This window comes from Paenibacillus vini, assembly GCF_018403325.1.
Lineage (GTDB): Bacteria > Bacillota > Bacilli > Paenibacillales > Paenibacillaceae > Fontibacillus > Fontibacillus vini.
This window is the reverse complement of record NZ_BOSL01000001.1, coordinates 364,083-387,350: the sequence shown is the minus strand read 5'-3', so window position 1 is coordinate 387,350 and position 23,268 is coordinate 364,083. Positions and strand designations below refer to the sequence as shown.

Below are 23,268 nucleotides of genomic sequence, written 5' to 3'. Positions count from 1 at the left end.
ATATTACCAATCATAAAATGATGTACGTACATCATTTTGAGGTAAAAAACAGCGTTATTACTCATTTACTGTTCAGATGTAATAACGCGCGTTTTCTCTGGTCACCAGCTCCAGCTTGGTGATGTTTTCTTTCATGCCGACTTTGTCGCCGGTCACAAGATGGTCGAACATCGATTTGACCGTCAGATATCCCTGATTCACCGGGTCCTGGCAGATCGTTGCGGTGACGATCCCTTTTTTCATATATTGATAGGTTTCGTCCGTCATGTCGTGACCGATCAGAACCGGTCGGTTCTCTGCGGGATACTCTTCCAGATGTTTGGCGACGACGTCGAGCCGGGCACTGGATACGTAAATACCGTCCGCTTGCCGGAAGTAATCGGCGAAAGCCTCGGGAGATTCATAATCCTCCTGGCTTAACTTGAGCGGCCCGACCATTTCAATATGGTCGTATTCCGCAACGACTTCACGGAATCCCGTCACCTTCTGCTGCATCTGAAAATTCGTGTAGGACATTACCAAGCCTACCCGCGTCTTGCCTCCGAGAAACTTGCACAACGCATCCGCCGCGAGGCGGCCGGCAATCCGGTAGTCGCAGCCTACATAGAACAACCTCTTGCTGAGCGGTGAGTCACTGTTGAACGTGCAGATGGCAATCCCTTGATCCACACCGCGGTCGATCAGATCGGCCATTTCCTGCGGATCGTTCGGCGACAGTGCAATCGCGTCGTATTTTCCGGAATCGATCAATTGCTGCACAATTTTCTTCTGCGGGTCCAGATCGTATTTCTCGGAGCGGATGATGGTGACGTTAAGACCGTAATCGCGGAATTCATCGATTGCAATCTGAACGCCCTTCTCCACCTGCTTCCAGAAATATTCCGGAAGTTCAGGGAACACAATCGCCATGGAATAATCATTCATCCGCGACAAGAAGCTCGCAGATTTGTTGGGCATATAATTCAATTCTTTGATCTTATCCATGACCTTATCGTAGGTTTGGCGCTTTACGTTACCCCGGTTATTCAACACCCGGTCCAGCGTAGCAACGGAAACCCCGATTTGCTTGGCCAATTCCTTGATCGTTAAACGTCTCTCTTGTTCCATACTCTATCCTCTGCCATTCTATTTTTCTTGGCTAAAGAGCTTGTCCAGGGGCCGCTCTCCGTGCACGAAGTGATAACCCGACTCTTTGAACACCTCTTTGATGGTTTCATAATAACAACCTGAGAAGGAAGTGTCAACGCTTTCATGATTGAATTTTAGATATTTTTGATGTACGGACATCATTTTAATAATAAAAATAATAGTTGAGCCTGATTTTACCCTCTGTCTACAGCCCCTGCCAGTCACGTTTCCCTGCAATAACCTGTTTGTTACTCTAACTACTGCGGTACTGTTACTATCTGCTCGTTCCATCTACAGGGTGCTGTGAAGGTACTTCTGATGGGATCCTTGTTACTCTAACTACTGCGACACCGTTACTATTTGCTCGCTCCATCTACATGGTGCTGTGAGGTTACTTCTGGTGGGGTTCTTGTTACTATGACTCCTGCGGTACTGTTACTATTTGCTCGCTCCATCTACATGGTGCTGTGAGGTTCTTCTACTGGGGTTAAAGTTACTTAAACTGCTCAATGTTAATTAACTGTATAACCTACAGTTATTTAAGCCCATTCGGCTCATTTGCAGCATTTAGCTGGAAAAACTACAGTTAATTGCACGCAAATAGCCCGATACCTTCGGAATCCATTGAATTAGATGTAGGTTTTACAGTTAATTATCGCGCAACCCTGCAAATTCAAATATTAGCTGTAGATTTTGCAGTTAATTGGGGACCACCACTGGACCGCCACTGGACCCCCACTGGACCCGATGGGCCCTACCCAACCCTACCTACAAAAAAACTGCCCCGGAAAGTGAATTTCCAAAGCAGTCCACCGCCACATGATTGTGCTAGCACGATTATGCCAACGCGGCGATCATGCCAGCGCGATTACATCGGCATTATGATGATATGCTTATGACGGCGTTTTCTCCATCCGTTTAATTTGCTTGCTTCTAAGCTGACCGCATGCGGCGTCGATGTCCGTTCCGTGCTCCAACCGGACGCTGACGCTGACGTTCTGCTTCTTGAGCTCGTCGTAAAAGCCCAGAATCGCATCCTGGTCGCTGCGCTGGTATTGGCTGTGCTCGTCGACGGGATTGTACGGAATCAGGTTGACGTTGATTGAAGGTCTCCGGTCTCCGATCAGCTCCGCCAATTCCATCGCATGCTCGCGCTGGTCGTTGACCTCCCGCAGCAAAATATACTCCAACGTGACCCGCTGGTTCGTCTTCTCCATAAAGTAATCGATCGCCGGCAACAATTCCTCGATTGGAATAGCTCGGTTAATCTTCATAATCCGCGTGCGCAGTTCATTGTTCGGCGCATGCAGCGATACGGCCAGATTCACGCGGAGGTTGAGATCCGCGAATTCCCGGATTTTGTCCGCAAGTCCGCTGGTCGATACGGTAATATGTCTAGGTCCGATTGCCAGACCCTTGGCATCCATCACCGTGCGCAAGAAGTTCACGAGATGCGTGAAATTGTCGAACGGTTCGCCGATCCCCATAACCACGATATGGCTGACCAGTTCTCCTTTACCGGCAGCATCCAAGAAATGCTGGACCTTCATGATCTGTTCCGTAATTTCCGCCGACGTTAAATCCCTGCTCTTCTTCAGTAAGCCGCTGGCGCAAAAGCTGCAGCCGATATTGCAGCCTACTTGCGTCGTCACGCATACGGACAACCCGAATTTATGTCTCATCAGCACCGTCTCAATCAGATTGCCATCTTCCAGCTTGAACAGGAATTTGACGGTTCCGTCGGTAGACTCCTGTTTTGTATGCACAGCCAGCGTTTGAATGGAAAAGTGCTCCTCCAGCAAAGCCGCTACCTCCGGCTTCACCGCATTCATCATCCCAAAATCGGACGTCCGTTGACGGTACAAGCCGTCCCATACCTGCAAGGCCCGGGATTTTTTGTGGCCGTGTTCCTCCAGCCAAGCCCCGAGCTGATCTAAAGTTAATCCATAAATGGATGGTTTATTCATGTGCCTGCCTCTTTCTTTTGAAAAACTATGAATGATCTCCTGCTATTGAGTGCAATCTGTTCTATTGTCCCAAATTTTTAATATGAACACAAGCAAGTTCAGGATACCAGATTATTGCTTGGCGACTGAGGTTTGGGCAAACTTTTATTCCACCTTCAAAAGCTCTATACTAGTCATGAATCAGGGTACAGGCTGTACACCCGAGGTTACGACACATTAACGTCCAAAGAAAGGAGCTGTTCATGATGATCGTAGTAACTAACCGGATTAAGGTTAAAAAAGGCATGGCCGCAGCGATGGCTCCCCGCTTTACCGCAGCGGGCCCGCTAGACTCGTCAAAAGGCATCCTTAAGGTGGAGGTATTGCTCACCCAGAACCTGACGGATTATGATGAGCTGAACGTCAACACTTATTGGGAATCGATTGAGGATTTTCACGCTTGGAAAGACAGCGATGCTTTTAAAGCCGCGCACCAGCGTCCCGGCGCAGGTTCGGGCCCATCGGACGGCGAGGCCAAGAAGGAATCTCCGATTCTCGGGAGCGAACTCATTACTTATGAGGTAGCCGGGATCAAAGAGATCGGTTAAAACGGATCTGATGCAAAAAAAAAGGCTGGCAGGAGCAAAACTCCCGTCAGCCTTTTCTTATGGAATTTCAGCGAGCGATATGCCCGATTAATCGCGGCTCGCAATTTTGGCGAGCAGACGTACCATTTCGAGGTACAGCCACACGAGTGTGACCATCAAACCAAATGCTCCGTACCACTCCATGTATTTAGGAGCCCCTTGCTCTGCTCCTCTTTCGATAAAGTCGAAATCGAGCACGAGATTCAATGCGGCCACGATAACGATCACTACCGAGATCCCGATGCCGATTAACGAGCTGTCATGCAGATACGGCATGGTGATGCCGAACATTCCCAGAATAAAGCTCAACAAGTAAACAAGTGCGATCCCGCCAGTAGCGGCGATGACGCCCAGCTTGAAGTTTTCGGTAGCTTTAATCAATTTCGTCTTGTACGCGATAAGCAAAGCCAGGAATACGCCCATCGTCAGCAATGCGGCTTGCAGCGTAATTCCGTTAAGAAGCGATTCGTATTGTGCGGAGATCGCGCCCAGGAACATCCCTTCCGCGATGGCGTAAATCGGAACCAAATAGGGCGAAGCCTTAGGGACAAAGCTGGTAATCAGGGCCAAAATAAAGCCGATGATCGCCCCCCCGATTGCCATAGGGATCACATTGTAGCCGTCAAAATAAAGCATCCATGTACTGAACGCACTGCCCAAAAGGATAACCAACGTAATGAAAGCTTTGTTGACTGTCCCTTCAATCGTCATCGCATTCATGCCGGAGAATTGCTCGTGCCTTTCAAAAGTGCTTTCTTTCAAAGTAGGATTACCACTGCGTCCGATCAAGAAATACTCACCTCATTTATGAATTTCTTTCATAATATCATATTTTCTCTAAGTATTAAGCAGCTTTTTTTGCTCCGTTCTTTGGCGCCCTCTGTGAACCCTTATACCGATGGGAACGATCCAAAATCGGCTTCTCTAAAAGAAAATACGATAATGAAGCAATTGCGTAAGAAACCGCAAGAACGCCAAGCGAAAGCCAAATCCACCGGTCCAGATCCACGATGCCTCCAAAGTGGAAATCCTTGATCCAATACTTGACCGCTAGCGTCATTAATAGGTTATGCCAAATATACAATCCGAATGACACCTTGGCCGTATACCGGAAAAAGGGATTGTCCATGCCTTTGCCGACCCAGCGGGAGAACGGGACCGTCATGAGGAAGCAGCCGATGAGGATCGTGAAAAAGGGAAAGAAGAACGGTTGCTGCTGGATGCTCAAACTGAATTCCGGTTTATGGCGGGCCAACCAGAGAAAGAGTGCGGCGGCGATCAAACTGATTGCGCTAAGCGCATCAAAGAGTCCGGCGACTCGAAGCGTTGCCGTTACCTCGGCTTTCTGAAAACGGCAAACCAGACCAGACGCGATGATTCCAATTGAAAAGTGGCCGAATAATCCGATCGGATTGTAATTAGGCATCCAGAATTTAGCGCCGCCGATGAGTCCATACTGCCAGCCGCGCAATTCCTCACCCGGCGTGAGAAACCGGTGAATCAACTGGTTGACCACCACAATCAATAGCAGCACGCCGACCCAGTAAAGCATTGCTGCCGGAAAAGATCTCTTTTTGCTAAACAGCTTAAACAGACCATACATAAAAAGAGGCATAAGAATATAACTGAACACTTCAAAGCTGATCGACCAGAACGGTCCGTTGATTTCCGAAGGGAAAAAGGTGGTGTAGTGAAATCCCGAGGTGAAGGTCAAACCGGTTAAGGAGCGGAGCCAAAAATGCGGTGAGTCTATGTTGAGGGTCAGCACCAGAATCATGCAGAGGATAAAGGCGAAGTAGTAACCGGGTATGATTCTTGCCGCTCTGCGGACGACGTACTGTTTGATGCTGGGATATTCCCCTTCATGAAGGTAGCGTTTCCAAAAAGGATAAGCCAACAAAAAACCGCTAAGCACGAAAAAGATACTTACGCCTACGTTGCCCAAGATCAGAAAGGATTGCCACTCCTGAACCGGGGGCTTTTGCTGCGATACTGCCATGGTTTGCGCAAGATGATGAAAAATAACGCCCAGACACGCCAAGGCTCGGAGCCCATCGGCACCGGCTAAATGGTTCGGCTGTTCTTTTAACGTTTGTTTCAACGTAGATCCTCCTTTTATGTACTTTTTTACTAACGTTCCGTTGTTCTAATTTTCCTATTTCTTCCTATCCTATCACATCTCCTTTATTCCAGAAGAGAGGAAGTTCTTCTTATTGGAAGTGTAATTTTTTCTTGTGCCCAGGCCCGTGTTCATTTCCCGCCCCCTGCGCCCTGTAGCCTGCCCATTTCTTGTCCCTATCCAATCCCTGTCCAATTTTCCTGTCCCTATCCAATCCCTGCCCAATCCCTGTCCAATTTCCATGTCCCCCTCCACCCCAATTAACGGGAAAAACTACAGCTATTTTGCTCGTTTGGGGCGTTTCGGAGCAATTAGATGCAAAACCTACAGTTAATTGGGCTGTAATGTTATAAAAGGGCTTGTTTAGGCAGAAATAACTGCAGGTTTTACAGTAATTTTCTTCTCGTAATAGATTTGTGCAAAATTAACTGTAGATTTTACAGCTATTTTTATTATTTATTTTTAAACACCAGATCAAATATAGTTACCGAAGGGAATTTAGCATATACTGGATATAGAAGAGACGAAGAACGTCCCGTTTCACTCGGAAGAGTGAGGCGGGGCGTTTTTATTTTTTAGCGAGAGGATGTTTAACAATGAGGTTTGAGGAAGCGCACGAAATCTGGATTCATGAGCATTTGGCGAATAGAAAGGGAGAACGCCGGGGACGGCTGGAGCGAGGTCATCTTCACGCAGAAAAGCTATTTCTTCGAAATGTTTGGTGGCCATTGCGAGGCAACTTAGAACATCTCCACCCGGAGTATGAAGTTTCTGATTGGCGGGGCAGGCCCTATTTTACGGATTTCGCCTGGATACCGGGGTATGTGAAACTCATGATCGAAATCAAAGGGTATGCCTCCCATTCCCGGGACATGGACAGACAAAAGTTCAGCAACGAACTGAACCGCGAAACCTTCCTGTATGCGATGGGCGGCCACGTGATCTCCTTTGCTTATGATGATGTGGAGCAGCGTCCCGAGCTATGCATAACCTTATTGCGAATGGCCTTGAGTCGATATCAGGCAGAATTTGCCCCGTCTGACCGGGCTATTTTCGCCGAGAAGGAGCTCATTCGACTCGCTGTCCAAATGACCGGACAAATTCGCCCAAAAGATGTAGAACTCCACTTTGGAGTCAATCACAGAACAGCCGTCCAGATGCTGCAGAGGTTATGCGACAAAGGCTGGCTGCTCCCCTCTCTCCGCGGAACCGGCCAAAGGCTCGTCCGATACAAGCTGGCTCACAATGTCCTGGATTACTTTAATTGACTGGAGACAAGTTGGGCAGAAGCTGGGAAAGTGCGGGGAAGGCACTGGAAAAGTGCTAAGAAAGTGTTGGGACGGAGCTAGCGAAATACGGCGAGGAAAGGCAATTTTGGGGATAAAGGGGGAAGTTGGTTAGAGTAGAGTTGGGTGAGTGTGCTGGTTGAGTGTGCTGGTTGAGTGTGCTGGTTGAGTGTGCTGGTTGAGTGTGCTGGTTGAGTGTGAGTTAAGGTGAGTTGATAAAGGTTAGTCGCTCCTTTTAGGCGATTCCCAGCAACTTTGGGACTATTCGAAGAAATTAGATGTAAAACCTACAGCTATTTTTCTCGTTTAAGGCGTTTCGGAGTAATTAAATGCAAAATCTGCAGTTAATTACTCCATATACAAGGATTAGCTGAGTTTGACCTGAAATAACTGTAGGTTTTACAGTTATTTCAGCGTCAGGTCTCTTTTATTTGAAATTAGCTGTAGAAAATCCAGTTAATTAGGGACAGGACTGGGCTGGACCGGGCTAGCCTAGGAAAGCGAAAGCCCGCTGTCACTCGCCAGTCGTTACAGCAAAAACATCGCGACGACTGTTGTGACGCCGAGGCCGATCAGCACCGGCTTCAGATTGCGCCGGGCCAGCTCGAACGGGCTGACGCCGCAGATGGCCGCGGCCGGGATGAGCGCCCACGGGATCAGCGTGCCGCCGCCGACCCAGATGGCGGCGATCTGCCCGAGCGCCGTCAGCGTGGCGGCACCGGATTGAGTAGCGACCGCGAACAGCTGGGCGATCGACCCGGCGAGGGAGATGCCGGAGAAGCCGGAGCCGTCGAGGCCGGTGATCGCGCCGGTCACGGTCAACGTTACGGCTCCCACCGCGCCGTTCAGCGGAACGCTGTTCGCGAGTGCAACCCCGAGGTCGTTGACGATCCCGTGCGAGGCTTCCGGAAGCACTTTGCCGAACAGATCCGTAAACGCCGCGTCGCCCAAATAAAAGAACGCGGCGATGGGAATGACAGGGCCGAACACTTTAAATCCGAAAACGAATCCGTCGATCATATATGACGTCACTTGTTCAAGTCCCCGATTCCGGTGAGCCAGCAAAGTGACGGCAATCAATATCAGCACGGCGGTTCCTCCAACGAGTGCCGTCGCGTCCCCGCCCTGCAGGTTCAGCCAAAACATCGCTACCACGTCAGCAAGAAACAGGAGAGGAATGAGAACCGCCAATGTTTTTCTTGTGCCCGGCGATATCACCGCGCGCTCCTCGATCCGGATATTGAGGGAAAGCAACGCGGAGGACGAATTCTCCGTGACGAGCCCATCCCTCCATGTCCCCCGCTTCATATCCCTTCGCATCATCCAGAATGCCGTCACCGTAGTCACTAGACCCATCACTATCACCAACGGCACACTGGCTGCCATGACCTCGCTAACCGGCAGACCGGCCGCATCGGCCGTCAACTTTGGAGCTCCTTGTATAATATAGTCCCCGGACAGCGCGATGCCATGACCGAACAAATTCATCGCCACGGCGGCTCCCAGAGCGGGAAGTCCGACACGAAGCGCAACCGGTAAAAGCACGGCGCCGATTAAAGCAACTGCAGGTGACGGCCAGAAGAAGAACGAGGTCACCATCATAATCAGGCCGATCCCCCAAAAAGCGACGGTCGGCGTACGGATAAAACGAGTCAGCGGCGCGACCATCGTTTCATTAATTCCCGTGATGATCAGAACCCGGCTCATCGCCACGATGATCGAGATGATCATGATCGTCCCCATCAATTCTTTTGTCGCATAAATAAAAGAGTTGAAAACCCCCGAAACCGAACCGCTCAGCGTCTCCGTCGCAAGCAAACCGAGCAGAAAAATACCCGCCACGCAGATCATCGTCGTATCCCGCCGTTTGATCAACAATGCCAGAATAAACACGATGAATGCCAAGTACACGTAATGGATTGCCGTAAGCTGAATTCCCATTACTAAACCACGCCCTTCCTTTACTTCCAAAGTGGTTGTATATGCTATGCGGAGGCCTGGGCATGGGTTCGGATGGCGAGGAAGATATCGCTTTAATATTGAATTTTTAAATTTTGAAAAAAAATAATTACAACATTTAAGCAATCCATTATGATAAAAGCTGGAAACTACAACTTGAGAGACAGATTTTAATAGAATCATATTCATAGAATCCTAAGGGGGATCACACCAGAATGAAGAATCAAAAGCTCGTAATCAAGGTCATGACGACCGCGGCACTGCTTAGTGCCCTCGCGCTTCCCGTTTCGGCGGCGACGACGCTGTCCGATATCGACGGCTCCTACGCAAAGAACGCGATCCAGGAACTGGTTGAGAAGGGTATTATCAATGGAAAAGGGGACGGCAAATTCGATCCTACGGGAAAAATCGAGCGGCAGGATTTCGCGATCATTTTGGCCAAAGCATTGAATCTGGATACGCAATCCGTACCGCCGACGGCAACCTTCTCCGACGTTCCTGAACCTCATTATGCGTTCGCTTACATCGAGGCAGCCGTGAAGGCCGGCCTAATTAATGGCGTAGGGGACGGCAAATTCGGTACGGGAGCGAACTTATCCCGCCAGGATATGGCCGTGCTTTTTGTGCGCGCACTGGGTGTAGATGCTACGGGAAAAGGCGCAGAGCTGAAATTCTCCGATGCCAGCAAGATCGCCGATTACGCCAAAGATGCGGTAGCCGCAGCCGTCGAACTGGGGCTAATTTCCGGCAATACTAACGGTACCTTCAACCCCTCCGGCAACGCGGAAAGACAAGCTGTAGCTCAAGTAGCTGCCAAGTTTCTCAAGAAGGCTGAAGAATTAAAAAATCAAACCACTCCTCCTTCAGAAGAAACAGGAACAGGTTCGGGAACAACCCCGCCTCAAACCCCTGCTCCAACGACACCTCCAGCGAATACTGGAAACAGCGGCGGCGGTAGTAGCAGTGGCGGCGGAAGCAACAGCGGCGGTGGAAGCACCAACCCGGGTACGCCTGTGGAAACGGAATTGGCGCAGCCGACGCTTTCTTTTAGCAACGGCCGGACGATTGTCATGACCTACAACGAGACATTGGACGAACGTTACAAGCCGACTCCAGAAAATTTTAGACTCACAAAAGCCTCTGAAATCGAGGAACAAGACTCCACGGTTTATATTAAAAGCATTCATATTCAAGGCAAATCCGTCCTGATCGAAACAACTTCCATCCTGAGACTAGGAGAATCCGTAAATTTATCGTACAATATTCAACCTTCAGAACAAGCGATTCGGAGCACTTCGGGCAAATTGTCACCGGCTGTCACGAATAAAACTATCACATATCAAGAAGACCCTGCAGCCTATCTTTCCAAGCTTATTGAGGAAGCCGAGCAGCTTCTGTTGACAGCTGAACCGGGAGTTCTTGTTGGTAATTATCCACAGGATGAAATTGATCTTCTTCAAGAGGCTATCGACAGCGCTAAAATCATCCGCGACAGCTCGGAAGCCTTGCCTGAGTCCATAGTGATGGCTATTTACTCCTTGGAAAATGCACACGCGAACCTTCTGGACGCACAAGTGAAACCTCTTATGTTATCCTTGGCTGAGAACGCCTCCTTTGTGATGAATCGCCAATTGATGGAAGGTGCTATCTCCATCGAAAATGGGCCCCCTATCGAACAATATAATAAACGGAACATTAACAATCTCATTAAAATTCAGCGCGCCGATCAGGATCAGGAGCTTTATGTGAATATTGTGCCTAATGACTCGGAAGAGCACGATTTCAAAGTAATTATGGACGATCAACGGGTAGGGTATATTGATATCGAATCGAGCGATAGCGAGATCCAAGTCGATAAAACCTCAGAGGGCGTAGACATTTCCCTGCCGGCCGAATATGACAATGAGGAAGCTTCCCTCCTATTTAAGCTGACCGATCTGGGGGCCCCCGACCTCGTACAGCAAGTGGAGCTGCCGATCACATGGGACGAAGTTGCACCGACGATCAGCGTTACCGAAAGCACGTATAGCGACGGCAATATCACACTGGTCTCCAGCGAACCGCTGTTAGGTTCGTTTCAGGACATTAATATTACCTACAATTACGATTCATCCGAAGAAGAAAATAGTATCTCAATTCCTCTGGAATTCGGCAATGACTTCAATGTCAGCAGCTCCTTGCCAGGTCAAAGCCAACTGACAATCCGCCTGGATGATCGTTTCATTACGGAAATATCCAGCCTACCTTCCGGAAGGTTTGAAATTAGAATTGAAGGATTTACGGATTTCGCAAAAAATCAACTGATCATGGAAGAGCCAATTACAATTCCCGTCCGTACCCTCTCTCATGAGCAAGATTGAGGTTCGCGCCTATCGCGGCGCTATCCCGGCCGCTTTTAGCGCGCTGACGCCGAAGGAGCTCCTGCCATTGATGCAGGAGCTCCCTCCGTCTTATGCGGCGCTTGGGGCAAGCCTGGATGGCCGGCCGGTCGGCTTGGCGGTAGCCAGCCTGCAGGCAGGCCACCCGGCAACCGGCGGCGCCAAAACGGCGCAGCTGCGCGCGCTGGCGGTCGACCCGCCGTATCGCCGCAAAGGCGTTGGCCGCCAGCTGCTCGGCATGCTGGAGTCGCTGCTGCGGCAGAACGGGGCCGCTCTGATGCGCGCGGAGTTTGTCGGCGGGACGGAGACGGGCTCCGTCAGCGCAGCTTTTTTGCAAAGCTGCGGATTCGCTGCGCCGACGCCGGGCATTCATATCTGGAGCGGTCCGCTGCGGCAGGTCGTCGAAGACCTGCCGAGAATAGAGCGGCTTAGGCTGCCGAAGGAATTCACCTTCGGCCCGCTCTCCGGGCTCACGGAAGAGGAACGGTCCGTCATTGCACACGGAACAGGGATCTGGTATCCCCCGATCCTGGACCCGTTTGCGGAAGAGGACCAAATCGACAGGGAGCACAGCTTGATTTTACGATATCATCAGGTGCCTGTTGGATGGATCATCGTGGAGCAGTTTGATGCGCGAACCGTACTCTTAAAAAGTATGTTCGTGAAGGATAAGCATCAGCGGCTTGCTCGCGCCATATCGCTGGGGGCCGAAGCCTGCCGCCGGATTATCCGGGAAGGGAAACTTACGGAAGCTATATTTTTCGTAGAGGCGGAGAATGCGGAGATGGTCCGGTTCATGAACCGGCAGATCGATCACCCTGCGATTCATAAAGAAATTCTTTGGAGAACGGTCAAATCCCTTTGACCGTTCTTTCTTTTGAATCGGCTGTGTCTGCCGCAGCAGGCTTGCGTCCTTTACGGCCGACTTGAATTTGTTGAAATACTTCTTCCGAGATCTCTCTTAATGTAGCCGGGTGGATCAATTTGCATATGCTTATTTTCTGGTAGTCAGATTCATTGATCTTCCCCTTCTCCAGAATTTGATCCAGCACAGGCAGACGGAAGTCCTTGATTGGCAGGTACGCCAGGATGATCCGCTCCGTATCCGTCTTAATGTACATCTTAAGCCCGGACAACCGCGGGAAGAATAACGATTTGTAGTCCAGCTTGATGACCAAGTTGTCCCGGCTCGCATTCCGGATCGACGGGATGTTGCTGGGCAAGGAAGCGAAATATACGATTTGTTCAAAGGAATAGTCCAGTTTCGGAATTTCCAGATTCAGAGCCCGGGTTAGCCTCCGGGCAGTGGCTCTGAGTTCCAGACCGTAAAAATACCTGCCGCTGGCCACTATCGTCAGAACGAACAGCAGCACAATGAAAAATGTAGCGAAACCGGTTGTCATGGTTGTGCCCTCCTAGGATACGACCCTGTTTTTGCCCTCCGCCTTAGCCTGGTACAGCGCCTGGTCCGCAATATCAACCAGCTCGAGCGGGGTTAATGGTGATGATGTGCCCGCCGAGGAGGCTACCCCCAAGCTTACCGTCAATCGTCCTGCCGGCTGCTTATTTCCGCCCGGAAAATCTTCATTTTCCACCTGGGTCCGGATTCGTTCGGCCACAAAGGCAGCTTCTTCCTTGTCCGTATCCGGAAGCAGAACTACAAATTCCTCTCCGCCAAAACGGAATGCCTTATCATTCTTCCGGATGGAAGAGCGGATGACTTCAGCCAGCCGTACTAATACCTCATTTCCGAGCAGATGTCCGTTCGTATCGTTGAAATGTTTGAAATAATCGATATCCAAAAGAATAATCGCCAGCGGCGACTCCCCGGAACCCGGCCAGAACGGGGTCAGCAGGGATTGAAAAGCACGCTGGTTGTGCAGCCCGGTCAACCCGTCTTTGAGCGCCATATCCTCCAAAGCCGTGTATAGCCGGGATTGCTGAATCGCAATCGCAGCTTGGTTGGCAAGCGGAAGCACGCTGTCGATATCGGTTGCCGTAATCGGCTTCTTATTGACCGGATTGTCGATCAGAAGCACCCCGACCTTATTCCCTTGGCTTACTAAAGGGAACACCGCCATCTCACCCATATTAAATTCCCTTGCGAACATTTGCAGCGTCGAATCGCTTTCCTCAGATGAAATTCCCTGAATATGAAGCGGGGCGCCTTTCTCCAGAACTCTCGTTAAAAAGTTAGGCTTGTCTAGCGGAATCTCTATCTTTTTCACGCGTTCGTTCAGCTTTAGATCCGAAGACTTCTCCTTCTCCTTGATCTCGATCAGCTCCACGAGCTTGTACTTATGCTTCGTAATCCGGTCCCAGATCGCGTAACCTTCCTCGGCCGACATAGGTCCGGTTCCCATGATGCCGTGCAGCTTCGTGCCCTGCTCATTCATGAGCATGATCAACGCCCGGTTGAAACCGAGCCCGTGACCGGCTGTCACCGACGTTAATATCGTCTGAAGCAGCTTGTCCAGATTGAACGTTTGCTGCATGGACAAGCTGACCTCTTTGAATACATTCAATTGTCTCGAGTTGTCCGTAAGCTTGCCGAGCCAATCATCGCCTTCTTTCCGCAAATGGTTGATGTGCCTTATAAGCAAATAAACACCGGTCGCAAATAAGATGTAGGTCGGCCAAATGGAAAGCTCCCGCACGCTGCATTGAGCGAACAGAATCAACCAAGAGGCAAACGTGCTCATCAAGCCTCCGCGAATGCCGAAGCACAGCACCGAGATGCCTATGAAAACAAGCAGCATCCAATTCGTATGCTGGAAATCGAACAAATACCCTTCCACCTCGACCAGAACCAGCGTTGCCATAATAAGAATCCATTTATTCAGCGTGTCATTCAGTTTGAAACGGAACATATTGGTCGATGCGGCTAGCAGTACGGTACAAAAAAAGACCAGACTATAGTGTGCAATCATCGGCAATCTCTCCTGATTCTGAGGTGACTTAGTTGTAAAGACCTGAGTATATTGTACCATCAACGCCTGGCCGTTCACTATATATTTCGGTTTGAAAATGGCCAGTTTCGGTCTATGCCATGACGGCTGCTGTTTTTTCTGCAAAATCGGTTGGGAAACGGTACGTTTTTTGTTACAATGATTGAAAATCGTTGAATGTAAAGGGGATCATTATGGAATATATCAGCACCAGGGGGAAAGTGGCGGGAATCGGCTTCGTGGAAGCAGTTCTGATGGGACTGGCCGACGACGGCGGTTTGCTCGTTCCAAAGCATATCCCGCAAGTATCGCAAGACACGCTGGCCCAGTGGCAACAGCTCTCCTACCCGGAGTTGGCTCTTGAAATTTTCTCGCTCTATATCGACGGGGAAATTCCGCGTGAAGATTTGAAGCAGCTTGTAAATGACAGCTACGCTACGTTCCGCGACCAAGAGGTAACGCCTCTTCGCAAAGTTAAGGACAATTTGCATGTTCTCGAATTGTTCCACGGACCGACGTTTGCCTTTAAGGATATCGCTCTGCAGTTTTTGGGTAACCTGTACTCGTATATCTCCCGGAAACAAAATTCCATCATCCATATTCTCGGCGCCACCTCTGGAGATACCGGAGCTTCGGCCATCGAGGGAGTCCGCGGCAAAGAGGGCATTAAAATTTGCATCCTGCATCCGAACGGCAAGGTCAGCAAGGTGCAGGAGCTGCAAATGACGACGGTGGATGACGCCAATGTGCTGAATCTTTCGGTCGAAGGCAATTTTGACGATTGTCAGCGTATCATCAAGGAACTGTTCGCGGACGTGGCGTTCAAGCAGGAGTACCATCTGCGGGCGATCAACTCGATCAATTTCGCGCGTATTCTGGCGCAAACCGTATACTATTTCTACGCTTACTTCCAGCTCGCGAACCAAGGCGCGGCAACAGGTGCTGTGAATTTCAGCGTTCCAACAGGCAACTTCGGAGATATCTTCGCCGGCTTCCTTGCCAAAAAGATGGGTCTCCCGGTCAGCAAATTGATTCTCGCCACTAACGAGAATAACATTCTGGAACGGTTCGTAAACGAGGGAATCTACCAGCCTGGAGAATTCCATATGACTTACAGCCCGTCGATGGATATTCAGGTGGCCAGCAACTTCGAGCGCTACCTGTATTACCTGCAAGGGGAAGACGCAGCCTCCGTTGCCTCCCTAATGGACAGCTTCCGCCAGGAGGGTCGGATTACCGTATCCGGCGACCGGCTCACCCAGGTGCAGCGTGATTTCACCGCGGCCAGCGTGGAGAACGACGACTGCCTCGCCACGATCGGACAGGTGCACGACGACTTCGGTTATCTGCTCGACCCGCATACCGCTTGCGGCGTGGCCGCAGCAGGCCGCTTCACCGCGAAGGGCGAAGTCACCGTGGCCTTGGCGACGGCTCACCCGGCCAAGTTCAATGAAGCGATCGAGCTGATCCAGATCGAACAGACCTTCCCGCCGCAAATTCAGGCGATCTTCGACAAACCGCAGCATCAAAAGCTCGTCGATGGCTCGAATGACGCAGTGAAGGAAGAACTGCTGAAATTCTTTTAATCGATGACACGATTTTAAAAGGCTGGTCCTCGTCATCTAACAATGATGCCGGACCGGCCTTTTTTGCATGGAATGAAAGGTATGGGATTTTCTTTTTTACGGATTCCATGTATGATGAACGAATTAGCCTATACAAACAAACGTTCGAAGGGAGTATATAAATTCCATGAAGGAGAATGCGATTCGTTGCGCCTGGGTCAACGCGGACCCGCTATATATTGCCTACCATGACGAGGAATGGGGCAAACCGCTTTACGACGATCAAAAGCTGTTCGAACTGCTCACACTGGAGGGAATGCAGGCGGGGCTGAGCTGGTACACGATCTTGAAGAAACGTGAAAGTTTCCGCGAGGCATTCGACCATTTTGACCCCCATATCATCGTTAAATACGGACCGGACAAAGTGGAGGAGTTACTGCAAAATCCGGGAATTATCCGCAACCGGTTAAAGGTCCAAAGCGTGATCACCAATGCTTCGGTATATTTCGATATTATCAGGGAGCACGGCAGCTTTGGCGGCTATTTGTGGAGCTTCGTGGACGGTACGCCGATCATCAATCACTGGGAGTCGATTTCCGACGTGCCCGCCTCCACCCCAATCTCCGATTCGATGAGCAAAGCTTTGAAGAAAAAAGGCATGAAATTCGTCGGCTCCACCATTCTCTATGCATTCATGCAGGCTTCCGGCATGGTAAACGATCACACGCTGAATTGTTACTGCCGGGCTTGATCCGAGGATCGACATCATTTGAACGCTATGGAAAGCCCATCCCGCAACGGTTTATGTCCGAAGCAGAATGGGCTTTTTAGGTGTGAAAATATATGAGACCGCTGTATGAAGGTGCAGGTTACAGTATTCCTAAGATTCCCTGTCCGCCAGCTGCTGCTGGGCAAGCCGAATCATTTCACGGACCATCGATCCGCCGATTTTTCCGCCGATCTGACCGGCCGATTCGGTAGTCAGGTTGCCGTTGCCGCCTTGCTGGAGCGGAACGCCCAGCTCCTTGGCCACTTCATATTTCACATCGTCCGGCCGGTTCGGATCCACATCATATCCTTCACGACGCATCACTTCCGCTTTAAACGCCTGCATCCCGCGCTCCGCTCCCGGGACGGCGTATTTTCGGTTTCGTCTAGACATTTCGCCCACTCCTTTTGGACTGTTTGAACCTAACATGCCCAAGAAGGTCGAATTTGATTCTTTAACACCCTGCTTTAAAGTGTTTTGGCATTGAACGTATCTCCGCCTTCGATCGTGCCGTTCTCAAAGCCCTTATAGAACCAGCGCTTCCGCTGTTCGGACGTTCCGTGCGTGAAGCTCTCCGGCACGACATAGCCCTGAGCCTTCTTCTGCAGGGTATCGTCGCCGACCGCCGTCGCTGCGTTCAGTGCTTCCTCCAAGTCTCCCTGCTCCAGCACTCCCAGATCGTCCCTGGCATGATTCGCCCATACCCCCGCCAGATAATCGGCTTGCAGCTCCAGCCGGACGGACTGCTCGTTAGAACGCTTGCTGCCCGACATCTGCTTTTCCGTCGTTCCAAGGAGCGTCTGGACATGATGGCCTACCTCATGCGCGATGACGTATGCCATAGCGAAGTCGCCCGGAGCCTGAAACTTCTGCCGCAGCTCATCGTAAAAGCTGAGATCAATATAGAGCTTCTTGTCGCCTGGACAATAAAAAGGTCCTACGGCTTTCCCGGCAGTCCCGCAAGCGGATTGGACGCTGTCCGTGTATAAGACAAGAGTCGGCTTTTCATAGACCAGCCCTTCTTCCCTAAACAGCTCGGTCCACACGTCCTCCGTATCCGCCAGCACCACGGAGACAAACTGGGTGAGCTCCTTCTCCTCTTGCGTCTCCTGGTAGGGAGCGCTCGTCTCCGAGCCGACGGAGGTCAGCGAACTCAGCAAGTCTCCGGCATTTCCCCCGCCGAGCAGCGTCACCACCAGCAAAATGATGATACCGCCGATGCCGCCGCCGATCATGGCGCCGCCGCCTTTGCCCCGGCGATCCTCTACGTTCGAGCTTCCACGTCTTCCTTTCCACTGCATGGTCATCCCCCCTAGCCCATTTCGATCCTGGTAAATCAGATTGTCTTATTTAATACCCACATTTGGCTAGGGAACCGTCAAACCGAAAAAAATCACCGTTACCAACATTTAGCACCACAACTATATCCGTTCCAATTCGTCCAATTAAGTAACAAATAACGACAAGGTGATGAAAAATATGACAACACAAAAAGCCACGATCCTTCTTTTGCTTGCTGCGTCTCTTCTCGCTTCGACCCCAGTTCATGCCGAATCGTCGGCCTCGGACTCTACAAATACAACTCTTCCTATAACCGAATCATCGGTTGATCCTGCAACCGGTTCAGTACCCGGTCCAGTATCCGTATCCGTCTATTTGGACGGACGCCAGCTGCAGCCCGAGACGAATCCGCTGCTCATAGACGGCACCGTGCTCATCCCGATGCGCGGACTGTTTGAAGCCCAAGGCGCTAAACTGACTTGGGAAGAAGCCAGTAAAACGGTCACCGCTACTAAAGATAACACGGAGCTTATCTATCGGATCGGCGAACAAACCGCACAATTGAATGGGAAAGCCCTGGACCTGACCGTTCCCGGACGGATTGAGAACGGTTATTCGCTGGTTCCCCTGCGTTTTGTCAGCGAAGCGCTCGGCAGCACGGTAAAATGGGAAGCCAACACAAAGACCGTTATGATCACTTCCCCTGACCCGATCAATTATGAAACCAGTATTCTATGGGGCGTCAACCTGCGCAGTGCGCCGGATGCGGAGAGCGAAGCCGCGGAGAATTTGCTGCCCGCCGGAGAGAAGGTCCACGTCGTTCGCGAAGTCTCCCCGCTCTGGTTAGAAGTACGCACGCAGGATAACCGGACCGGCTTCATCTCGGCCAAGCCCAAATATACCGACTACTCCAGTACCGCATTGCGGGAGAAACAGGCGGATGAGCTCATCGCCTACGGCATGAAGTATCTGGGCACGCCATATGAGTTTGGCGCCTCGCCGACACAGACGCAAACCTTCGACTGCTCGTCGTTCGTCAAGCGCGTTTTCGGGGATACCCTATCGATTGAACTCCCACGAGTTTCTTACGACCAAGCCAAAGTTGGAAAAGAAGTCAGCCTGGATGATCTTCAAAAGGGGGATCTGCTGTTTTTCGATTCGCGGGGACTCGATATCGGTCACGTAGCCATGTATGCGGGTGACGGCCAACTGCTGCACACCTACTCCGTCAAATACGGCGTTCGTTTGGAGAATTTCTCCGACTCTTGGAAGAAGCGGTTTGTTACGGCTCGAAGAGTGTTAGAGTAACCTAGAAAGACTAACTGTTCAGTGAGGAAGAATCGTGTGGGAGGAACTGATTCTAAGGTTTTTACGAAAACCTGGTGGTTAGAGCTCGTACACAGGGGGCATCCCGGGAGAGATGATGGTTGTACAGACGCTAAGAGTGGATGTTACCTCGAGCGTCTCTCCCTATATAAAATTAAAAGAGGATTGGACGCATCCAATCCCCTTAAGTGTTAGCCGAAGCTTAACACCGCTATTAGTTATAATATATACTACCACAATTCCCCATATGCGTAAACAGCTAAACAAAATTTCCCAGAGCGCCTATCTTCCTTCTAAAATCCGAACCTACTATGGAGGTATATACCGGGATAGGGATCTTACTCCTTAAGATCTCTGACTCATTAACGAATGCTCTTATTAGCTTCCTTAAATCAGTTTTGGAGCTCCCTAACTTTTTTAATATAAAAACTACTATAACAATATAATCTACAATAGAATGAAAGGTAATGTTGTCTACCTTTGTTTCGTGCTGAAGGTACTCCTTCAATCTGGCCGGCGCATCCGCTTTACTAAATCTACAGTCAAAGACTACCCCGTTATGGGCTATTGCATTTCGCAAATCTTTGATCAAAAAGATAATATCCTCGAGGATTCTCCCATTTTGATTATGAGAAGTACTATGAATATCGAGGTCCTGAGCAATCAGAATGCGAGTATCAATGTTTAAACATTGTATAAAGAAGCCGAAAATCCCCAAGGTAATAACTTCAAAAATCGCCCAGAGCGGGATAGGTTCATTTTTATGAAAGAAATGTTGAATAACAGCTTTTTTATCTGAGAAGTTATAGCTAATGGAGCCATATATCTTATCTCTCAGATCTAATCTGCTCTTCATTTTTTTGTGATACTCCTTGCTTTTAACATCATGCTTTTTGTAATCATTCAAGAGATTAGAAAAAATGTACTCGAAATCAATCGGGCCGACTTGAACCAATCTTTCAAGGGTATAGTTTTTCAAAGCCGTTTCAATAAACATAATTTTAGAGTATAATAGCGACTTTAAATTTGAGTCATATTCATATACTGCCACCACTTCGTCGAAATGAGTATAGGATATTTTATTCGTATTATTTCCGACGAACCTATAGCCTTTGTAGCCATGGTAATAACCTATATTGAGCAGTTGCTGCTTATGCGTACTCCCCTGTATGGTAATTCCATGATTGTCACGCAAGTGCCGCATGAGACCATTCGTTGTTTTCCCTTGAACCATCCTATTTACACCTCAGTAAAAGACGAAATAATTTACACTAATAAGATTCTATCACAACCATTAAAATAAAATCTTAATTACCGTAAAATATTTACAGGAGTGAGCCGTTCGGATCTCCCTCTCACTTGGCCACCGTCTTAAAATACCGGTAAACCCGCTGCAGTTTCTGCTCATGCCGGCCCCGGGGGCTTTCCATCGATCCGAATTCAAAAAATTTAACCGGGCGGATGCCCACATATTGAAGCAGGGCCTTGCGCATCAACACTTTATGGGCGTTATTAAGCCAGTAGAGCGGGTACAGCGCAGGCCCTTTCATCGTGGACACGCAGACGGCGGATTTTCCTTTCAGCAGGCCCTCCGGAAGCAGCTTGCCGTTATCCCGGTAGGCAAAGCCGGAGGCAAACATTTTATCGATGTAGCCGAGCAGCATAGCCGGGGGGCGGCCCCACCAAATCGGATATACGAATACGATTTTGTCCGCCCATTGAATCTGCGCGCGGTATTTTTCCAAAGCCGGATCGGCATGCATATCCCGTCTGCGCTTCTGCTCATGGAACACGAGCACCGGATCAAACTCTTCCTCATACAAATCGAGCACCTGGACCGCTGAAATCGCAGGATTCTCGCGGCTGCCTTCCAGTACCTTTTGCAGAAAATCATAATTCAAGCTTCGATGATTCGGATAGGTGTAAATCACCAGCAGGTTCATGCGTGCCACTCCCTTTAGTTATCATTTGATAATTATCTGCTATCTCTGATCATAAATGGAATGCCGTTTAGTTGTCAAATGATAATTGTTTTATGATAACAACCCTGTTATCTTGGGAGGGAGGTGATATCGTGGATAAGCATCAGCTATTCCGGCAATTTGTCGGTTTTACGACAGCCGTGCATGAAGTGAAGCATGAAATGACCAAAGACGTGAAGACTGCGGACATTACGCCGGTGCAGTATGACATTCTGGAATATATTGCAGTCAGCCAGCCGGTCACCCTAAGCCAAATCAGCGATTGCCAGCATCTCTCCATGCCGAATGCGAGCCGGGAGATCCGGAAGCTTCAAGACAAAGCGCTCTGCGAAAAATATACTTCAGCGGAAGACCGCCGCGTGCAATATATCCGTCTGTCTCCTGAGGGGCAGGCTTTAATGGACAAGGCCTTTCAAGTGATCGAGAGCCGTTTTCTGGAGCGGATTGCGGGATTATCGGACGGTCAATTGGGCGAAATCAGCCGGGCGCTGGATGTCCTGCAAAGTCATGTCTTTTCTCAAAAACAATAAAAAGAACCTGTCCGGAAGACCAGGTTCTTTTTGCTATCAGCGAAATTATTCTGACTTAAATAGTCGTTCAAATACAATGATATAGTCGGCTTATCGGCAGTGATATGCTTATAAAGTGTATTAAAATATTGGTATCCGTTAAATCCTTTTCCCATCATAAAGAGAGGTGTGCATCTATGAAACTTTTGTTATTATCGGAAGAATTAACCCGACAGTACTGCCGGAAAATTTTGATGCCTGAAGGGGCAACTGAAATCTTGGCGGACATCGCCAACAAAATAAACCGGGATCAGAAACTTTATGACATTTATACGGAGTTCTATAAGAATTATATCGACAGCGGGCACTGGACGACGACTTGGGATTCACCGCCTATGGATCCTTATGTAGAAGAAATCTTCGGAAAAGAAGCCTCGCTGTTCTATCTGCATGCCGCATTGCAAAGACTGCCTCTTACTGAACAAAGGTATGCCGAGCGAGGGCTGAGCGAACAATTATTGGTAGAAACTCTGAGCGACATCGGAGTATGGGTACAACACGCTTATAATTTATTAGGACACTACGCCATTAGAAACTTCGGATGGATCTGGAGGCATCTTGAAGCCAGAATGTTCCGGCTGGGCGGAATACAATTTATGGCGACGGAATTTTCCGGAGTCGTTAAAGGCTTTTACAATGAGAATGAAAAATCATGTTTGTTCTTGTGCGGTGAAGGGATGGAGCTAAGAGCAAACGGCGATATGCAGGGAGTTTGTAATAAAGAGAAAACGACCGATGGTTTCGTTACGGAATATCGGGAGACCGAAGATTATTTTATCGGGAATCCCATCACCCCTCTCGGCAAAGGCTTGAATAAGCAGGTTAAGCTCAAAAAGAAGGAATGGACCAAGGTGCTGGATAAAGGGGATACCGTGTTTGAGATCCACATTCCGAGAAATACCCCTTTCGATATGGAGTCCATACAGGCCAACTACAAGCAAGCCAAAGAGTTTCATGCCGCCCATTTTCCGGAGATTGAGTCTAAAGGTATGGTATGTCACACCTGGTTATTTACTCCCCAGCTTCGGGAGATGCTGCCGCCGACCAGCAATATCGTCAAATTCCAAAAGCAGTTTTACCTCTATCCGACTGCGGGTTCGGTGCGCTTTTTATGGAACTTTGTATTTAATGACTTGACCGAGTTAAAAGATGCCAAGCCCGACAACTCATTAAGGAAACAAGTTCTCCGTTATCTGGAGGAAGGTAAAGAGATATTTGATATGAACGGAATTTTTCTTGATATATGCGGGGATTTTGGAACCGTAACCTACGAAACGGAATAAGCACAAAAAGAAAAACACCGGAGGAGCCAGCTAATGCTAATTGGTCCCTTCGGTGTTTTTTTATTCGGCATCAGGCGTTGAG

21 protein-coding genes are annotated in these 23,268 nt (G+C 49.5%); 9 read left to right on the top strand and 12 right to left on the bottom strand.

Annotation, left to right across the window (positions count from 1 at the left end):
• Positions 1–72: 72 nt before the first annotated feature.
• Positions 73–1,107 carry a LacI family DNA-binding transcriptional regulator gene (locus KJS57_RS01815; protein WP_211023138.1) on the bottom strand — a complete coding sequence of 345 codons (1,035 nt, stop codon included), beginning with the start codon at positions 1,105–1,107 and terminating at the stop codon, positions 73–75.
• A gap of 914 nt (positions 1,108–2,021) precedes the next feature.
• On the bottom strand, positions 2,022–3,095 hold the full coding sequence (gene rlmN / locus KJS57_RS01810) for a dual-specificity RNA methyltransferase RlmN (protein WP_213653549.1): 1,074 nt from the start codon (positions 3,093–3,095) through the stop codon (positions 2,022–2,024).
• Positions 3,096–3,340: 245 nt separating this feature from the next.
• Between rlmN and KJS57_RS01805 the strand changes: the two genes are divergently transcribed.
• The gene (locus KJS57_RS01805; RefSeq protein WP_213653772.1) at positions 3,341–3,682 is read left to right on the top strand and encodes a heme oxygenase; all 342 of its coding nucleotides are present in this window, start codon (positions 3,341–3,343) and stop codon (positions 3,680–3,682) included.
• A gap of 87 nt (positions 3,683–3,769) precedes the next feature.
• Here the strand turns inward: KJS57_RS01805 and KJS57_RS01800 are convergent, their stop codons facing one another.
• From KJS57_RS01800 to KJS57_RS01790, 3 genes are all read right to left on the bottom strand, one after another.
• On the bottom strand, positions 3,770–4,510 hold the full coding sequence (locus KJS57_RS01800) for a Bax inhibitor-1/YccA family protein (RefSeq protein ID WP_211023144.1): 741 nt from the start codon (positions 4,508–4,510) through the stop codon (positions 3,770–3,772).
• Positions 4,511–4,565: 55 nt separating this feature from the next.
• On the bottom strand, positions 4,566–5,822 hold the full coding sequence (locus KJS57_RS01795; RefSeq protein ID WP_213653548.1) for an acyltransferase family protein: 1,257 nt from the start codon (positions 5,820–5,822) through the stop codon (positions 4,566–4,568).
• 72 nt (positions 5,823–5,894) lie between these two features.
• Positions 5,895–6,083: a hypothetical protein gene (locus KJS57_RS01790; protein ID WP_213653547.1), complete on the bottom strand. Its 189-nt coding sequence runs from the start codon at positions 6,081–6,083 to the stop codon at positions 5,895–5,897.
• Between the two features lie 353 nt (positions 6,084–6,436).
• On the opposite strand from KJS57_RS01790, the gene KJS57_RS01785 reads away from it, so the two are divergent.
• Positions 6,437–7,108 carry a hypothetical protein gene (locus KJS57_RS01785; RefSeq protein ID WP_213653546.1) on the top strand — a complete coding sequence of 224 codons (672 nt, stop codon included), beginning with the start codon at positions 6,437–6,439 and terminating at the stop codon, positions 7,106–7,108.
• Between the two features lie 546 nt (positions 7,109–7,654).
• Here the strand turns inward: KJS57_RS01785 and KJS57_RS01780 are convergent.
• Positions 7,655–9,067: a hypothetical protein gene (locus KJS57_RS01780; RefSeq protein WP_213653545.1), complete on the bottom strand. Its 1,413-nt coding sequence runs from the start codon at positions 9,065–9,067 to the stop codon at positions 7,655–7,657.
• A gap of 233 nt (positions 9,068–9,300) precedes the next feature.
• Between KJS57_RS01780 and KJS57_RS01775 the strand changes: the two genes are divergently transcribed.
• Complete coding sequence (locus tag KJS57_RS01775) at positions 9,301–11,445, top strand: S-layer homology domain-containing protein (protein WP_213653544.1); 2,145 nt, start codon at positions 9,301–9,303, stop codon at positions 11,443–11,445.
• The gene (locus tag KJS57_RS01770) at positions 11,432–12,328 is read left to right on the top strand and encodes a GNAT family N-acetyltransferase (protein WP_213653543.1); all 897 of its coding nucleotides are present in this window, start codon (positions 11,432–11,434) and stop codon (positions 12,326–12,328) included. The genes KJS57_RS01775 and KJS57_RS01770 overlap by 14 nt, the downstream gene beginning before the upstream one ends.
• On the opposite strand, the gene KJS57_RS01765 is transcribed toward KJS57_RS01770, so the two are convergent.
• Positions 12,315–12,866: a hypothetical protein gene (locus tag KJS57_RS01765; protein WP_213653542.1), complete on the bottom strand. Its 552-nt coding sequence runs from the start codon at positions 12,864–12,866 to the stop codon at positions 12,315–12,317. The two genes, KJS57_RS01770 and KJS57_RS01765, sit on opposite strands and share 14 nt — an antisense overlap.
• A gap of 12 nt (positions 12,867–12,878) precedes the next feature.
• On the bottom strand, positions 12,879–14,393 hold the full coding sequence (locus KJS57_RS01760; protein WP_213653541.1) for a sensor domain-containing diguanylate cyclase: 1,515 nt from the start codon (positions 14,391–14,393) through the stop codon (positions 12,879–12,881).
• 212 nt (positions 14,394–14,605) lie between these two features.
• Between KJS57_RS01760 and thrC the strand changes: the two genes are divergently transcribed.
• Positions 14,606–15,997, top strand: coding sequence for a threonine synthase (gene thrC, locus KJS57_RS01755; RefSeq protein ID WP_213653540.1), 1,392 nt, complete (start codon positions 14,606–14,608; stop codon positions 15,995–15,997).
• 166 nt (positions 15,998–16,163) lie between these two features.
• Positions 16,164–16,727 carry a DNA-3-methyladenine glycosylase I gene (locus KJS57_RS01750; RefSeq protein WP_213653539.1) on the top strand — a complete coding sequence of 188 codons (564 nt, stop codon included), beginning with the start codon at positions 16,164–16,166 and terminating at the stop codon, positions 16,725–16,727.
• Positions 16,728–16,856: 129 nt separating this feature from the next.
• Here the strand turns inward: KJS57_RS01750 and KJS57_RS01745 are convergent, their stop codons facing one another.
• Positions 16,857–17,138, bottom strand: coding sequence for an alpha/beta-type small acid-soluble spore protein (locus KJS57_RS01745; RefSeq protein WP_211023164.1), 282 nt, complete (start codon positions 17,136–17,138; stop codon positions 16,857–16,859).
• A 74-nt stretch (positions 17,139–17,212) separates the two neighbouring features.
• Complete coding sequence (gene ypfJ / locus KJS57_RS01740; RefSeq protein WP_213653538.1) at positions 17,213–18,046, bottom strand: KPN_02809 family neutral zinc metallopeptidase; 834 nt, start codon at positions 18,044–18,046, stop codon at positions 17,213–17,215.
• A gap of 178 nt (positions 18,047–18,224) precedes the next feature.
• Between ypfJ and KJS57_RS01735 the strand changes: the two genes are divergently transcribed.
• Positions 18,225–19,334, top strand: a complete 1,110-nt coding sequence (locus KJS57_RS01735) for a C40 family peptidase (protein WP_213653537.1) — start codon at positions 18,225–18,227, stop codon at positions 19,332–19,334.
• Between the two features lie 277 nt (positions 19,335–19,611).
• On the opposite strand, the gene KJS57_RS01730 is transcribed toward KJS57_RS01735, so the two are convergent.
• Both KJS57_RS01730 and KJS57_RS01725 read right to left on the bottom strand, forming a co-directional pair.
• Positions 19,612–20,586 carry an Abi family protein gene (locus tag KJS57_RS01730; RefSeq protein ID WP_211023170.1) on the bottom strand — a complete coding sequence of 325 codons (975 nt, stop codon included), beginning with the start codon at positions 20,584–20,586 and terminating at the stop codon, positions 19,612–19,614.
• Positions 20,587–20,707: 121 nt separating this feature from the next.
• Positions 20,708–21,295, bottom strand: coding sequence for an NAD(P)H-dependent oxidoreductase (locus KJS57_RS01725; protein ID WP_213653536.1), 588 nt, complete (start codon positions 21,293–21,295; stop codon positions 20,708–20,710).
• Between the two features lie 131 nt (positions 21,296–21,426).
• Here KJS57_RS01725 and KJS57_RS01720 point away from each other — a divergent pair, with 131 nt between their 5' ends.
• Both KJS57_RS01720 and KJS57_RS01715 read left to right on the top strand, forming a co-directional pair.
• Positions 21,427–21,864, top strand: a complete 438-nt coding sequence (locus tag KJS57_RS01720) for a MarR family winged helix-turn-helix transcriptional regulator (protein WP_213653535.1) — start codon at positions 21,427–21,429, stop codon at positions 21,862–21,864.
• Between the two features lie 176 nt (positions 21,865–22,040).
• Positions 22,041–23,186 carry an acyltransferase domain-containing protein gene (locus tag KJS57_RS01715; protein WP_213653534.1) on the top strand — a complete coding sequence of 382 codons (1,146 nt, stop codon included), beginning with the start codon at positions 22,041–22,043 and terminating at the stop codon, positions 23,184–23,186.
• Positions 23,187–23,268 lie beyond the last annotated feature (82 nt).

Excerpts from the sequence above, each read along its gene's own strand:
- KJS57_RS01775 (WP_213653544.1), top strand. The coding sequence starts at position 9,301 with ATGAAGAATCAAAAGCTCGTAATCAAGGTCATGACGACCGCGGCACTG.
- KJS57_RS01735 (WP_213653537.1), top strand. The coding sequence starts at position 18,225 with ATGACAACACAAAAAGCCACGATCCTTCTTTTGCTTGCTGCGTCTCTT.
- KJS57_RS01750 (WP_213653539.1), top strand. The coding sequence starts at position 16,164 with ATGAAGGAGAATGCGATTCGTTGCGCCTGGGTCAACGCGGACCCGCTA.
- KJS57_RS01730 (WP_211023170.1), bottom strand. The coding sequence starts at position 20,586 with ATGGTTCAAGGGAAAACAACGAATGGTCTCATGCGGCACTTGCGTGAC.
- KJS57_RS01805 (WP_213653772.1), top strand. The coding sequence starts at position 3,341 with ATGATCGTAGTAACTAACCGGATTAAGGTTAAAAAAGGCATGGCCGCA.
- KJS57_RS01715 (WP_213653534.1), top strand. The coding sequence starts at position 22,041 with ATGAAACTTTTGTTATTATCGGAAGAATTAACCCGACAGTACTGCCGG.
- ypfJ (WP_213653538.1), bottom strand. The coding sequence starts at position 18,046 with ATGCAGTGGAAAGGAAGACGTGGAAGCTCGAACGTAGAGGATCGCCGG.
- KJS57_RS01760 (WP_213653541.1), bottom strand. The coding sequence starts at position 14,393 with ATGATTGCACACTATAGTCTGGTCTTTTTTTGTACCGTACTGCTAGCC.
- rlmN (WP_213653549.1), bottom strand. The coding sequence starts at position 3,095 with ATGAATAAACCATCCATTTATGGATTAACTTTAGATCAGCTCGGGGCT.
- KJS57_RS01745 (WP_211023164.1), bottom strand. The coding sequence starts at position 17,138 with ATGTCTAGACGAAACCGAAAATACGCCGTCCCGGGAGCGGAGCGCGGG.
- KJS57_RS01790 (WP_213653547.1), bottom strand. The coding sequence starts at position 6,083 with ATGGAAATTGGACAGGGATTGGGCAGGGATTGGATAGGGACAGGAAAA.
- KJS57_RS01765 (WP_213653542.1), bottom strand. The coding sequence starts at position 12,866 with ATGACAACCGGTTTCGCTACATTTTTCATTGTGCTGCTGTTCGTTCTG.
- KJS57_RS01780 (WP_213653545.1), bottom strand. The coding sequence starts at position 9,067 with ATGGGAATTCAGCTTACGGCAATCCATTACGTGTACTTGGCATTCATC.
- KJS57_RS01785 (WP_213653546.1), top strand. The coding sequence starts at position 6,437 with ATGAGGTTTGAGGAAGCGCACGAAATCTGGATTCATGAGCATTTGGCG.
- KJS57_RS01815 (WP_211023138.1), bottom strand. The coding sequence starts at position 1,107 with ATGGAACAAGAGAGACGTTTAACGATCAAGGAATTGGCCAAGCAAATC.
- KJS57_RS01725 (WP_213653536.1), bottom strand. The coding sequence starts at position 21,295 with ATGAACCTGCTGGTGATTTACACCTATCCGAATCATCGAAGCTTGAAT.
- thrC (WP_213653540.1), top strand. The coding sequence starts at position 14,606 with ATGGAATATATCAGCACCAGGGGGAAAGTGGCGGGAATCGGCTTCGTG.
- KJS57_RS01770 (WP_213653543.1), top strand. The coding sequence starts at position 11,432 with ATGAGCAAGATTGAGGTTCGCGCCTATCGCGGCGCTATCCCGGCCGCT.